The sequence below is a fragment of the Paraburkholderia phenoliruptrix genome (genome assembly GCF_019511605.1).
GTDB lineage: Bacteria > Pseudomonadota > Gammaproteobacteria > Burkholderiales > Burkholderiaceae > Paraburkholderia > Paraburkholderia phenoliruptrix_A.
The window spans coordinates 55,064-68,936 of the sequence record NZ_JAEUAV010000023.1 but is presented as its reverse complement, the minus strand read 5'-3'; the positions used below and the strand labels follow the sequence as shown (position 1 = coordinate 68,936).

Sequence of the window (13,873 nt, the reverse complement as noted above, 5' to 3'; positions counted from 1 at the left end):
GGACCGCGTCCCGCGGTGCGGCCGGCCGATGTTTGGCCTTCGCTGTATTGGAAGGTTGGAGAACGCCAGCACGTCTTGTCATCGTCGTACGAAAGCGCCTTCAGGACCTCATGAACTCGGTCCAGCGGCGCACCAGGTAGTTATGCTCATCCATAACCGAATCCCACACCGCAATCCGGCTCATGCGCGCAACGTAACTGCCCCCGTCCCGCACCTGGCCCGCAGGCACGAGATGCTTGCTGGTAGGGCCGGGAAGATCCGTCGAAGCGCGAGCTCCATCGTACCAGTAAGCCCACTCGTCGGGCTTCATATGCTCGCGCGAGCGCTCCGGATTGGAAATGTAGAAGCCTTGCCGGGCAACCGTCGCGCCGGGCCAGCCCTCCAGCCACCAGTTCAGATACTTGTACGCGGCGTCCAGCACGCGGCCGTGGGCGAGCCGCGATATGCCGATTCCGCCGAACCACGCGCGGTAGCCCTCACGCGGCCGCGCGAGCCTGAATTTGAGGCCCGCACGCTCCAGTTCGACGGTGGCCGGCGACCAGATGCTCTGTATCGCCACCTTATTCGCGATCATCAATTGCGCGGCCTCGGCAAAGCTCGACCAGAACCCCGCAAAGTGCCCGCGCCGCTTGAAGTCGATGAGGATTGCAATCAGTCCGTCGATTTCCTCGATGCTGAGATTGCCAATGTCGTCAAAGCGCATGAGGCCGCTCGCCTGGACCGCGAGCGCCGCGTCGATTGCGCCGATGGCGGCATCTGCCTGCAATGCGACGCGTCCCGCCAGTTCTGGCGCGAGCAGCCAGGCCCAGCTCTCCTCTCCTTGTGCAAGCGAAGCGGGCAACGCATCTTCCAGATAGACGAAGCTGTCCGCATTGTGCGTGAGCGGCAGCATGCTGACATGCGGGCTCGGCTTCTGGCCGAGCGACCCGTCCTCCTGCACGTAGAGCCGGTCGGCGGGCGTGCAGCCCGCAGCGCCGGTTCTACCCGTCGTACCCCGCTCGGGTGCCTGACCGATGCGTCCCGTGCGCGGCAGCGCATTCACTTCGTCCCAACGGCGAATGCGCGCCAGTTCGATGGGCTGCAGCGCGTGCGTCGGCCACAGGCAGTCGAGGCTGTGGAACCACTGGTCATAGAGTTCGTAGCGGTCCGGGTGCATCGCGCCGTCGCGCTGCACGGCACCGCCGTCCTGAACGATGAAGCGCAGGCGGATACCCAGGTCCTGCTCCGCCCGCTTGCGAATGTGCTCCTGGAGTGTGACGGTGGTGCCCAGCACACGCAATTCGACCTTGGACGATTGCACGGCAGGCGCAGATCGACTGGAACTGGCAGAACTGGCAGGTTTCAAGCTATCGCTTCCGCTGTTTGAAGATGCCGGCATAAACGCCGGTAAGAATCGGCAAGCGCGTCGCCTTCGAAACCTTGCGCGATGAAGACCAGACGCGACCGATGCGCTTCATGCTTGCCGTCGCCCGGCCAGGCATCGAGATGCAAGATGGGATACACGAGATGATGCACAGCATGTATCACGACTGGTTGCGTCGCACCGGCGAGCGCCAGAATGCCCTTGACGCGCAGGATGTTATCACCGTGCCGGTTGAGCAGCATAGTCAGCCACAGGGTGAAGACCGGCCAGTCCAGAGGCTCGTCGAACTCGATGCAGAAGGCTCTCAGCGCTGCCAGTTCATCGCGGTGCGCAGGCGTTGCGTTCAGCCGCGCGAGGGGATTGACCGCGTGCGTTGCATCTGTGCGTGTGCTACCCGTGCGCCGCACGAATTCTGCGAAATCGTGCGAGTTCGACGCGGAATCCAGTACAAGGGCGGCGTCGTCCGTGCATGTACGGCGTGCGATGCTTGCAGCCGGGTTCAGTTCGGCAAGCGATCGCTCCAGCCCGGCGAGTGCGGCCTGACTAACGAGGTCCACCTTGCTGACAACGATGCGATCGGCAGCCGTCACTTGCGCGAGCCATTGCGCATGCCGTGCGCGCTGCTGGCCGGCGTTGACGGCGTCAACAACCGTGACGATCGCACCGACCGAATAATGGCTCGACACCACGGGGTCGCCGAGCAGGGTTGCAACGATAGGCGCCGGCGTTGCGAGCCCCGTCGTCTCCAGCACAACCCGCGAAAACGCGGGCACTTCGCCCCGCGCGCGCCGTGAAAACAGGGTGGCAAGCGCATCTTTCAGTTCCCCGCGTATCGCGCAACACACGCAGCCGTTATCGAGCAGCACGGTCTGCGCGTCGAGCTCGCCTATCAGCAGGTTGTCCAGCCCGACTTCGCCGAACTCGTTGACGAGCACGGCGGTGTCGCGCGCGGCGTCGCCCTTGAGGACATCGGCGAGCAAAGTGGATTTGCCGCTGCCAAGAAAGCCTGTGACGATTGTCACCGGAATCACGTCATAAGCGAGGCTCATGTGTGCTCCTTGATGTGCGCTCTTCTTCGTCGGCGAACAGCGTCAGCGGATCGAGAGGACGGCCAAGCATCGTTTCGGCGGCTTTCCAGATCTGCATGAAGTCCTCGACAATGATCTGCGCGCCGGTGGGCGAAGACAGCACAAAGGACTGCCCGTGAAAATCCGCCAGTTTGAGCCGGAAAGCTGCAAGAACGCGATTCGCATGCGCGACCTGCACATAGCGCTGCCGTCGCGCGCCGGCAGTTTCACCAGGCGCGACTGAATTGGACCAGTGACGTCCGCCGCCGAGCAATCCGCACATGCCGCACATTGTCTGCTCCTCGCCGCTCAGGGCATGACGTCGCCGGAATTCGGGCCTAACGTCTGCCCGACGAACAGATTGCCGCCCGGATCGGAGGCAAGCAGCACGGCCGTCGGCGCGACTTCTTCGGCACGGCCGAAGCGCCGCAGCGGCAACTCCTTCGACTTCGTTTCCTTCCATGATGCGCTGATTCCGTCCACGAGGGGTGTCTCGATGGGACCCGGCGCGATCGCGTTGACGAGCACGTTATCCGGCGCGGCTTCGAGCGCAAGAGACTTGGTGAAGCCGATCACACCGGCTTTCGCCGCGGCATAGTGCGCGAGTTCCGCACCGCCCTTGATGCCGAGTTGCGACGCCACGTTGATGATGCGGCCAAAGCGCTGCGCGGTCATGGACGGCAGCGCGCGCCGCGAACACAAGAACACGCTGCGCAGATCGACGCGCAGCATTTCATCCCACATCTGCGTGGTCAGGTCGGTACAACGCGCCTGGGTCAGCATGCCCGCGTTGTTGACGAGGATGTCGATGCCGCCGTAAGCCGCGATGCAGCGATCGACAATGCCGTGTGCGCCCGACTCGTCACCAACATCGGCGACGATCGTCTCGACCTGTACGCCGCTTGCACGGCAGGCGTCGGCGTGAGCCGCGAGGCGTTTCTCGTCGAGATCAGCCAGCACGAGGCGTGCGCCGGCTTGCGCATAGGCCAGCGCGATGGCGGCGCCGATGCCGCTCGCAGCACCCGTGACGACCGCGCGGCGGCCGTCGAGTGAGAACATTGATGCCATTTCGAAAATTTCCCTGTGTAGGTGTGGGCGAAATTCAGCCTGGCCACCGCACGGTGAGACCGCCGTCTGCGATGATCGACTGCCCGGTAATGTACGAAGCGTCGTCGCTCGTCAGGTAGCGGATCAGCGAAGCGATTTCCTGCGGCCTGCCGACGCGTCCAAGCGGAATGCCCTTGGCCGCCTCGCGCAGACCATCGGGGCCGAGCGAATTGACCGCATCGAGCGATTGAGGCGTCTCGATCAGGCCCGGAATCACGGCATTGCAGCGGATGCCGCGCGGCGCGAGCTCCATCGCGACGGCGCGGCACAAGCCGGGCACCCCCGACTTGGCAGCCGAATAATGTGTGTGGTTTTCCCATCCGTACACGCCGCCCGCGATGGACGAAACGGCGACCATCGCCCCGCCGTCTTGCATGTGGCGCGCCGCTGCCCGAAAGGTCCGCATCACGCCGGAGAGATCGACGTCCAGCATCTGATGCCACTGCTCGTCGAGCATCTCCGTGAGCGGCGCTGCGCGCAAGAGGCCGGCGTTGGCGACCGCGTAATCGATACGGCCGAAGCGTTCCATTGCCGCTAACGCAAAGGCCTCCACCTGATCGGCCGACGTGACGTCGACTGCCTGCATCAGGCACTGGCCGCCCGCCTGCTCGACGGCCTGCTCGGTGCTGCGCGGATCGTGCGCGTCGCGAGAGAAGTACCCGCCCACCACCGCCACGCCCGCTTGCGCGTAGGCCACTGCGAGCGCCTGTCCAATGCCGCTCGCCGCGCCGGTTACCAAAGCTACTTTCACGAAAAAACCTCCACTTGGGTTATTTGGTTCTGGCGGGATCGACATGCCGCGCGAAGAAGATAAGGACGCCGGACAGGAAGCACGGCACCGCGCCGAACCAGAGCGCCGCGTGCAGCCAGTCGCCGCCGTGGTTCAGCATCCACGTGACGCCCACGCCGGCGAGAATCGCGCCGATCGGACCCATCGCGTGGACGATCGAACTGCCGGTGCCGCGAATGGCCGTCGGATAGCTTTCGCCGATGAAGAACAGCGCCGCCGAATACGGTCCGATCAGGAAAAACAGACCCAGGCTATACAGCGCGACCACGACGCCCGCGCTGCTCGGACCGAACAGCATTGCCGCGAACGAGAGACCGCCGAGCATCCAGCCGATTGCGAGCGTATTGCGCCGGCCGATCTTGTCGCCGATGAAACCGTGGCACAGGTAGCCGCAATAGCCGATCACATTGGACAGCACGAGAATCAGCAGCGAGTTCTCGAACGACACGTTATGCACGCGCGTCAGCACCGTCGTTCCGAGCACGCTGAACACCTGAATCGCCGACCAGTTGAGCAGGATGCCGCCGCCCAGCACGAGCGTCGCGCGCAGTGCGCTGCCACGAAATGCTTCGGCAAGGCCCGCGCGGCTGTGCTCCTCGTAATCGACGGAATGAACGCTCGCCAGGGTGCGCGCTTCGCTGTCCTGCCCGCCTTCGCGCAAGTGCTTGATACGCTGGTGCAGCAGGAATTGGGGGCTTTCCTTCAGCCGCCGCGTCATGAAGAAAATGACGATGGCGGGAAACGTCGCAAAGATGAAGCACCCCTGCCAGCCGATCCGCGGCAGCAGCAAAGCAGTCAGTCCTGAAGCGATCAGCGCGCCGATCGGCCAGCCGCCTTGCACGAGGCTGTAGATAAAGCCCTTGTTGCGATTGAGCTTCGCATCGTTGGCGGCTGAATACAGTTCGTTGAGGTAGGTCGCGTTGACGGTTTCCTCGGCATAGCCCAAGCCCGACAGCGAGCGGATCAGCACGAGCGGCACCTGTCCCATTGCGCCGCCCACCACGGTAAGCCCCGAACACAACGCCGCGCCCGCGACCGTCCACAGCAGGCCCGCCTTGCGTCCGAGTCTGTCGAGTAAAGGCCCTATCGCAAACGCGATGACCGCCGTGCCGATGGCGACCAGCGTGGCGATCTCCGCCTGTGCTGCCGCGTCCCAGTTGTAGTGCTTGCCGATCTCAGGGAGCAGCGTGCCGAACAGGATGAAGTCATACACAGCGAACACCCACGCGAAGAAGGCGACGACGGTCGCCCGCTTCACATCGGACGGCAGGATCTGCTCCAGCTTGAAACCGGAGGCGGACAGCGGATTCTCTTTCATCGTGGCGCTCCTTTGGAGCTGCGGAGTGGACATGGTCGGGACTCTTGTCGGTTGACTGCGTTGAAATCAGGGTTGACGGGGCTGACGCCGCAGGAAGTCGTCGGCAATCTCGTCACAGGTGCAAAAGCGCACGCCTTCGTGCTGGCGGAAATGCGCAATCAGGCGCTCCAGCATCAGCAGCACTTGCGGCCGGCCGGATACATCCGGATGGATCGTGATGGGGAACACCGCATAATCGTGCTCGCGATACACCCAGTCGAACTGGTCGCGCCACATCTGCTCGATGTCGCGCGGATTGACGAAGCCGTGACTGTTGGGCGCCTTCTTGATGAACATCATCGGCGGCAGGTCGTCGAGGTACCAGTTCGCCGGAATTTCGACGAGATCGGTTTCGTGACCGCGCTGCAGCGGCTTCATCCAGGTGTCGGGATGCTTGCTGTAGTCGATCTTCGTCCACGAATCGCCTACTCGTACGTAGTACGGGTGGTAGTCGTTGTGCATCAGACTGTGGTCATACTTGATGCCCTTTTTGACGAGCAACTCGTTGGTCACGTTGCTGAACTCCCACCACGGCGCGACGTAACCAGTCGGCCGCTTGCCGCTCAGCTTCGTCACGAGTTCGATGCTGCGGTCGAGCACGGCTTCTTCCTGCTCGGGCGTCATCGCGATCGGATTTTCGTGGCTGTAACCGTGAATGCCGATCTCGTGGCCCGCGTCGGCCACCGCCTTCATCTGCTCGGGAAACGTCTCGATCGAGTGGCCTGGTATGAACCAGGTCGTCTTGAGCTTCTCGCGCTCGAACAGCTTGAGCAGGCGCATCGACCCGACTTCGCCGGCGAAGAGACCCCGCGAAATGTCGTCGGGCGAATCCTCGCCGCCGTATGAACCGAGCCATCCCGCCACCGCATCCACGTCGATACCGAATGCGACCAGAATTTCCTTTGCCATCTTGAGTTTCTCCTTTGAGGGAATCAGTTCGGGGCGACCGTCCGTTCCACGGTCAGGGCAAGCGCGATCAGCGCGTCGTCGTCGTTCTGAGCGCGCATCAGTTGCACGCTGGTGGGCAAGCCCGCCGCGTCGGCACCTGCGGGCATTGCGAACGCGGGGGTATCGAGGAAGCTGCCGGGCATCGTCATTGAAAGCGTGGCGAGATTGACGCGGGCGAAACGCTCGGCGTCCGCTTCCAGAGGCGCGCATTCGGGCGCGACATGCGGGACAGTGGGCAAAAGCAGCGTGGCATCGCCCAGCTCGGCGCCGAATTGGCCGATCAGACGCGCGCGTCCCTCGAGCAACTCGGCAAGGCGCGATGTCGGCACGTCCCGGCTCATTTCGAGGCGCGTGCGAACCCGCTGGTCAATGCATGCGGCGGCCTCTGAGTCGAGTACGCGGCGATAGCGCTCGAACGCCTCCAGCGAGCCGAACCATCCTCGCGTGGCTATGAGGTCGCAGGCAGCGTCGAAAGCGCCTACCTTGACTTCGTCGACGCGCGCGCCGGCCTCCGACAGACGCGCGATGAATCGCATGAAGTCCGCGCCGACCTCCTCAGTCACCGCAAAACGCGGTTGCCATCCGGTCGGCACCACGAAGCGCTGCCCGCGCAGATCGTCGAGTGCGCGGTGCAAGTCACGGCCGCCTACAACCGCGTCGAACGCCGCGCAGTCGGCCACGGTGCGGGCAAGCGGGCCACAGGTATCGGCCGATTCAGACAGCCCGATCATGCCTTGCTGCGCATAGCGTGCCCTGCTCGCGCGATAGCCGACGAGGCCGTTGAACGCGGCCGGCACACGGATCGAGCCCGCCGTATCGGTGCCGACGGCGATCGGCACGACGCCGGTTGCGACGGCAACGGCCGCACCGGACGACGAGCCGCCAGGCACCCGATGGCCACCGTCCGCGACGCTTGCGTCGAATGCGGGATTGAACGGCGTGCCGAAATGCGGATTGAGCCCGAGCCCCGAATACGCAAATTCGCTGAGGTTGGTCTTGCCGATGCAGACGAGCCCGGCGCGCGCCGCTGCGGCAACGAGCGGCGCATCTCCGGTTGCTGGCGCGCGCTCGCGATACAACGCCGAGCCGGCCGTGGTGACGCTGCCCGCCACGTCGAACAGGTCCTTCCACGCGATGGGCACGCCGTCGAGCGCACTGGCCGGGCGGCCTTCGCGCCAGCGGGCCGCGGCGGCGCGCGACTCGGCAATCGCCCGTTGTTCGTCGACCGAGATGAAGGCCGCGTTACACGTGCGGGCGTACGCCACCGACTGGCGCGCGACGGTTTCGGCGTCGGCTGAGCCGTCCTTGAATGCGGCAACGAGGTCGCTTGCGCTGGGTTTGTCCGACGGATGAAAAGTCACTTTCACACCCAATTAAATGTATATCGTTGACAACATACGTTTACATTGGGCAGGACAAAAAAAAACAGCAACACAGGGAAAACCCCTGGTTGCTGTCATTCACGCTGAGCTAGGCGGTCGCACCGCGCGGCTAGCTCAAGTACTGGCGATGTGGCGTCTCAGCGCTGAACAATGGATGCGGGAGCGCCCGGAAGCAGTGGACGCGCAGCCGCCGCCGCACGGCTGACTCAGCCAAACCTCAGCCTAACTGCCGGAGCAACTCATCCGTAATCCACCGCTCACCTGAGGCTTTCAGGTGACTGCGCATTGCCGTCTGAGCGGCAATCGGATCGCCCGCCTGCAAGGCTTTGAGAATCTCCTCGTGCTCCCGGACCGCCGCCGACCAGGTTTGCGGGCTCTCGGAGTGGTCGCGAATCGCAGCGGCGATCGGGTCATGCCGGCTGTCGAACATTTCGGCGACGAACCGGCTTAGCACCGAGTTGCCCGCCGTCTCGGCGATCAGCATATGAAACTGCCGGTCTGCATCCACGGGCGATTTGCCCGCGGCCGCGAGACGCTTCATGCGCTCGACCGTGCGGCGCAGCTTGTCGAGCGTGGCCGCCGACAGCTTGCCCGCGGCCAGAACGATCACCGAACCTTCCACCGCCATTCGCGCCTGCATCAGCTCCGTTGGACTTTCGCCCAAGGCGGGCACCGTGCTGTCGTCACCCTCTTCGGGGTCCCGCACATAAACGCCCGAACCCATGCGTATTTCGATCTGCCCGCCGATTTCCAGCGCGATCAACGCTTCGCGCAGCGACGGCCGCGACACACCCAGCGTGTTGGCCAGTTCCCTCTCGGGCGGCAGGCGCGTGCCCGCCGCCAGTTCGCGCTGGTGGATCAGCGAAAGAATCTGGGCAGCGACAGATTGGTAAAGCCGCTTTGGCTCGGTTTGCTTCATTGGACGAAGGGATTGGGTGAATGGCCCGCGAAAACGGACCGGTCACAAATACTAGCACAGCGGCCCAAAGCCTTTAACGGCGGGCCATACAGACCGCCCAGGGTTTTCCTTAGCGGTTGACCACCTCTCGATTCATCAAATTGGCTTGACCAGTAACACGCGGTTCCGCTCTAATGCTTTCCAGATTGGACAGACCAGCCGGTGAGCGCCCCCGGCAACGTAACGTCAGAGCCGCGAAAAAAATGGAGACGCAATTGGCACAGCACAGCATGCAGCGCGAGCCCAAGCCGCCGGAATGCGAAGACATTCTGCAACTCAAGGGTGTAGGCAAGCGCTTCCCGGGCGTCGTTGCGCTCGACGGAATCAATCTCGATATACGCTCGGGCGAGGTTCACGCGGTTTGCGGAGAGAACGGCGCCGGCAAATCGACGCTCATGAAGATCATCAGCGGTCAGTACCGCGCGGACGACGGCGTCGTGACCTACCAGGGCAAGCCGGTGCAATTCGCGTCCGCTCTCGAGGCACAGGCGGCAGGCATCGCGATCATTCACCAGGAACTGAACCTGGTGCCGCACCTGTCGGTTGCCGAGAACATCTACCTGGCGCGCGAGCCCAAGCGCGGACCGTTCGTCGACTACCGCAAGCTGAACGCCGACGCACGGCAATGCCTGCAACGCATTGGGCTGAACGTGTCGCCCACGACGCTGGTGGGGGCGCTCTCGATTGCGCAACAGCAGATGGTGGAGATCGCGAAAGCGCTGTCACTGAATGCACGCGTGCTCATCATGGACGAACCCACGTCGTCCCTGACCGAGACCGAGACGGCCCAGCTCTTTCGCATCATCAAGGAGCTGCGTGCCGATGGCGTCGCGATCGTGTATATCTCGCACCGCCTCGACGAAATGGCCGGGATCGTGGATCGCGTTACCGTGCTGCGCGACGGCCGTCATATTGCAACGAGCGATTTTGCCGCGACCACCATCAATGAAATCGTGGCGCGCATGGTCGGGCGCCCGCTCGACGACGCGTATCCGCCGCGCGAATCCGTACCCACCAACGACATCCTGCTGCGCGTGCAGGACCTGCAGCGCACCGGCACGTTCGGCCCCCTTTCGTTCGATCTGCGCAAGGGCGAGATTCTCGGCTTTGCGGGCCTGATGGGCGCGGGCCGCACCGAAGTGGCTCGCGCGATCTTCGGCGCGGAGCGGCCCGACTCGGGCTCCATCATGCTTGGCGATACGCCGGTGTCGATCGGCTCGCCTCGCGAGGCGATCCGCCACGGCATTGCGTATCTGTCGGAAGACCGCAAGAAAGACGGCCTCGCGCTGTCGATGACCGTCTCCGCCAACATCACGCTCGCCAACATCGGCGGCGTTTCCTCACGCGGTTTTCTGCGCTTTGCAGACGAGGCGTCGGTCGCCGAGCGCTACGTGCGCGATCTCGGCATCCGCACGCCGACAGTCAGACAGGTCGCCCGCAATCTGTCCGGCGGCAATCAGCAAAAGATCGTGATCGGCAAATGGCTGTATCGCGGCTCGCGCATTCTCTTTTTCGACGAGCCGACGCGAGGCATCGACGTCGGCGCGAAATACGCGATCTACGGACTGATGGACAGGCTCGCCGCGGATGGCGTCGGCGTGGTGCTCATCAGCTCCGAGTTGCCGGAGCTGCTCGGCATGACCGATCGCATCGCCGTATTCCATGAAGGCCGCATCACCGCCGTCCTCGACACCAAACAGACCAGTCAGCAGGAGATCTTGCACTATGCATCAGGGAGAAGCCATGCTTGAAATGACCTCCGACCAGACGCAGGCCATCGAGCGGCAGGCGCGCCAACGTCGTCGTGACCTGATCCAGAAGTTCGCCGCACTCGGCAGCCTCGTGGTGCTGATCGTCGCGTTCTCACTGGCGAGCAGCGCATTCTTTTCCGTCGGCAATCTGATGACGGTCGCGCTGCAGGTGACGTCGATCGCGTACCTCGGCGTCGCGGCCACTTGCGTGATCATTACCGGCGGCATCGACCTCTCCGTGGGCTCGGTGCTCGCGCTCTCCGGCGTCGCGGCGGCGCTGCTCGTCAAGGCCGGCGTGCCTGTACCGGTGGCAATGCTGGGCGGCATGCTGGTGGGCGCCGCTTGCGGCTGGGTCAACGGCATTTGCGTCACGCGAATGGGACTGCCGCCCTTCATCGCGACGCTCGGGATGATGCTGGTCGCTCGCGGCGTCGCGTTGCAGATCACCGGCGCACGCCCCGTCTCGGGACTCGGCGACGCCTTCGGCGAACTCGGCAACGGCGCGCTCTTCAAGATCTCGCATATCGGACCCGACGGCTTTCCCGATACCGTTTTTCCGGGCATTCCATATCCCGTCGTGATCATGGTGGTGCTGTTCGTCGCGGTCTCCGTGCTGCTGTCGCGCACGTCGCTCGGCCGGCACATCTACGCAGTCGGATCGAACGCGGAAGCCGCGCGGCTGTCGGGCGTCAACGTGCAGGGCGTCAAGCTCTTCACCTACGTGTTGTCGGGACTGCTCGCCGGCGCTACAGGCTGCGTGCTGATGTCGCGACTCGTGACCGCGCAGCCGAACGAAGGCGTGATGTACGAACTCGACGCCATCGCCAGTGCGGTGATCGGCGGCACCTCGCTGATGGGCGGCGTCGGCACGATTTCCGGCACGGCCATCGGCGCGTTCGTGATCGGCGTGCTGCGCAACGGCCTGAATATGAACGGCGTTTCCAGCTTCATCCAGCAGATCATCATTGGTGTCGTGATTCTCGGCACCGTGTGGATCGATCAGCTTCGCAACCGTAAGTCGTAACCAGCAACGCGCACATGCCACGCGTGGACCGCGTGGGAAAAAACCGCAAACCACAATCAAAGGAGTGAGACATGAAGAAGCTAAGCATCCTGAGCGCAGCCGTCGCGATGTGCGCAATGTTCAGCGCGTACGCAGAGGCTGCCGGCGGCGAGATTGCAGTGATCGTCAAGACGGCGAACTCCAACTACTGGCAGAACGTGCAGAAAGGCGCCACCGCCGCAATGGCCGATGCGAAGGGCTACACGATGACGTTCCAGGGCCCGGCCGCCGAATCCGCTATCGCCGATGAAGTCAACATGGTCGAGAACGCAGTGAACCGGCACGTCGCCGGCATTGTGCTCGCGCCGTCCGATCCGGACGCCCTCGTCCCGGCAATGAAGAAAGCATGGGAAGCGCACATTCCCGTGGTGCTGATCGATTCGACCGTCTCCGACTCGGGCAAGCAGTACTACCAGTCGTTCCTGTCGACCGACAACGCAAAAGCTGGCGAACTCTGTGCGAAGGCGATGATCGACCGCGTCGGCCAGACCGGAAAGATCGCCGTCATGTCGTACGTGCCGGGCGCGGGCTCGGAGATTGGCCGCGTCGGCGGGTTCCGCAAATACATCGCCGCGCATTCGAAGCTGCAGATCGTAGGCCCGTTCTATTCGCAGTCGCAGATGGCGAACGCGTTGAATCAGACCACCGACGTGCTCTCCGCGAACCCTGACCTCAAAGGCATTTTCGGCGCGAACGAACCGACTGCCGTCGGCATGGGGCGCGCTTTGCAACAGTCAGGCAAGGGCGGCAAGGTGATTGCAATCGGCTTCGACGGCAACCAGGACCTGCAAGGCTTCGTGCGCGACGGCACGATCCAGGCAATCGCGGTGCAAAGCTCGTATCAGATGGGCTACAAGGGTATTCAGACGCTGGTCAACGTCATTGAGCGCAAGCCCGTACCCAAGCAGGTAGACACCGGCGTGTTGCTGGTCGAGAAGCAGAACCTCGACTCGTCCGAAGCAAAGAACGTCCTCTATTAAGAAACGGGCAAGCGACGGCCGGCAGTCAGCACAGCAACGGCCGTTTGCCCGCATCTTTTCCCAGCACCGAATCTTCGATGAAAGCAACTGAAACGCACGCGCTGCCAGGCAGCGGACTGACGCTCACCACGCTAGGGCTCGGCTGTTCGCAACTGGGCGGCCTGTACCGGCCGATGTCGACGGCCGATGCCAATGCGCTGGTCGACGGGGCGTGGAACGCCGGCATACGTTACTTCGACACGGCGCCGTTCTACGGCTATACGCTGTCGGAGCGGCGCCTCGGGCAGTCGCTCCAGGCACGCGAGCGCCATGCTTTCGTTCTCAGCACCAAGGTCGGGCGTTTGATGCGACCCGACGACACGGTTCGCCCAGGCGACGACGGATGGGCGCAGCCCCTGCCCTTCCGGCCTCATTACGACTACAGCTTCGACGGCATCATGCGCTCGTATGAGGACAGCCAGCAGCGTCTTGGCATGCACACGATCGACGTGCTGTATGTGCACGACATCGGCGCTGCCACGCATGGCGATGCGCACGCACGTTACTGGGAACAATTGACGCGCGGCGGCGGATTTCGTGCGCTTGCGCAACTGCGCGATTCGCGAGCCGTCTCGGCGATCGGACTCGGCGTCAACGAATGGCAAGTCGCCGCGGACTCGATGCAGGAAGCGGATCTCGACCTCGTGATGCTGGCAGGCCGCTATACGTTGCTCGAACAACACGCCCTCACGCCTTTGCTCGATCGATGCATTGGCACGCGCACGCGCATCGTCGCCGCGGGCGTCTTCAATTCCGGCGTGCTGGCGGGCAACGGCAAATTCAATTATGGCGACGCGCCGCCCGACGTGGCGCGCAAAGTTGCGCGACTCGCCGATGCCTGCGCGCGCTTCGATGTCCAGCTCGCCGCAGCGGCGCTTCAGTTTCCGCTCGCGCATCCCGCCGTCGTTTCGTGCGTGGTGGGCGCGCGCAGCATCGACCAGTTGCAAAGAAACATCACGTGGCTCGAAGCGCCTATTCCGCGGCAGCTTTGGCACGCATTGCAACGCGACGGCCTGCTCGACGAAGCGTCACCTGTGCCGGAGGGCTGCGCGTGACCTGGAGCGCCAC

General features: G+C 63.7%; 13 protein-coding genes. 4 read left to right on the top strand and 9 right to left on the bottom strand.

From position 1 onward, the window contains the following. Positions 1 to 100: 100 nt before the first annotated feature. The 9 genes from JNB89_RS24010 to JNB89_RS23970 form a co-directional block, all read right to left on the bottom strand. Positions 101 to 1,300, bottom strand: coding sequence for an ABC transporter substrate-binding protein (locus JNB89_RS24010; RefSeq protein WP_220363848.1), 1,200 nt, complete (start codon positions 1,298 to 1,300; stop codon positions 101 to 103). 41 nt (positions 1,301 to 1,341) lie between these two features. After that, the gene (locus JNB89_RS24005; RefSeq protein WP_220363847.1) at positions 1,342 to 2,412 is read right to left on the bottom strand and encodes a CobW family GTP-binding protein; all 1,071 of its coding nucleotides are present in this window, start codon (positions 2,410 to 2,412) and stop codon (positions 1,342 to 1,344) included. Continuing rightward, the gene (locus JNB89_RS24000; RefSeq protein WP_220363846.1) at positions 2,396 to 2,722 is read right to left on the bottom strand and encodes a hypothetical protein; all 327 of its coding nucleotides are present in this window, start codon (positions 2,720 to 2,722) and stop codon (positions 2,396 to 2,398) included. Before JNB89_RS24000 ends, JNB89_RS24005 begins: the two co-directional genes overlap by 17 nt. A gap of 17 nt (positions 2,723 to 2,739) precedes the next feature. Further along, positions 2,740 to 3,498, bottom strand: a complete 759-nt coding sequence (locus JNB89_RS23995; RefSeq protein ID WP_220363845.1) for an SDR family NAD(P)-dependent oxidoreductase — start codon at positions 3,496 to 3,498, stop codon at positions 2,740 to 2,742. Between the two features lie 34 nt (positions 3,499 to 3,532). Next, positions 3,533 to 4,333 carry an SDR family NAD(P)-dependent oxidoreductase gene (locus tag JNB89_RS23990; protein ID WP_049789951.1) on the bottom strand — a complete coding sequence of 267 codons (801 nt, stop codon included), beginning with the start codon at positions 4,331 to 4,333 and terminating at the stop codon, positions 3,533 to 3,535. Beyond that, complete coding sequence (locus JNB89_RS23985) at positions 4,308 to 5,645, bottom strand: MFS transporter (RefSeq protein WP_013341058.1); 1,338 nt, start codon at positions 5,643 to 5,645, stop codon at positions 4,308 to 4,310. Before JNB89_RS23985 ends, JNB89_RS23990 begins: the two co-directional genes overlap by 26 nt. 66 nt (positions 5,646 to 5,711) lie before the next feature. Then, positions 5,712 to 6,593, bottom strand: coding sequence for a polysaccharide deacetylase family protein (locus JNB89_RS23980; RefSeq protein ID WP_135892198.1), 882 nt, complete (start codon positions 6,591 to 6,593; stop codon positions 5,712 to 5,714). A 23-nt stretch (positions 6,594 to 6,616) separates the two neighbouring features. Continuing rightward, entirely contained in the window at positions 6,617 to 7,999 is a 1,383-nt protein-coding gene (locus tag JNB89_RS23975; protein ID WP_346656224.1) for an amidase family protein, read from the bottom strand. Between the two features lie 232 nt (positions 8,000 to 8,231). Beyond that, positions 8,232 to 8,933, bottom strand: a complete 702-nt coding sequence (locus JNB89_RS23970; RefSeq protein WP_220363844.1) for a FadR/GntR family transcriptional regulator — start codon at positions 8,931 to 8,933, stop codon at positions 8,232 to 8,234. Positions 8,934 to 9,202: 269 nt separating this feature from the next. On the opposite strand from JNB89_RS23970, the gene JNB89_RS23965 reads away from it, so the two are divergent. From JNB89_RS23965 to JNB89_RS23950, 4 genes are all read left to right on the top strand, one after another. Beyond that, entirely contained in the window at positions 9,203 to 10,723 is a 1,521-nt protein-coding gene (locus JNB89_RS23965) for a sugar ABC transporter ATP-binding protein (RefSeq protein WP_223216846.1), read from the top strand. Next, complete coding sequence (locus tag JNB89_RS23960; RefSeq protein WP_041729242.1) at positions 10,716 to 11,747, top strand: ABC transporter permease; 1,032 nt, start codon at positions 10,716 to 10,718, stop codon at positions 11,745 to 11,747. The genes JNB89_RS23965 and JNB89_RS23960 overlap by 8 nt, the downstream gene beginning before the upstream one ends. Before the next feature lie 71 nt (positions 11,748 to 11,818). Continuing rightward, positions 11,819 to 12,766, top strand: coding sequence for an ABC transporter substrate-binding protein (locus JNB89_RS23955; protein ID WP_013341064.1), 948 nt, complete (start codon positions 11,819 to 11,821; stop codon positions 12,764 to 12,766). Between the two features lie 77 nt (positions 12,767 to 12,843). Then, the gene (locus JNB89_RS23950; protein ID WP_220363842.1) at positions 12,844 to 13,860 is read left to right on the top strand and encodes an aldo/keto reductase; all 1,017 of its coding nucleotides are present in this window, start codon (positions 12,844 to 12,846) and stop codon (positions 13,858 to 13,860) included. Positions 13,861 to 13,873 lie beyond the last annotated feature (13 nt).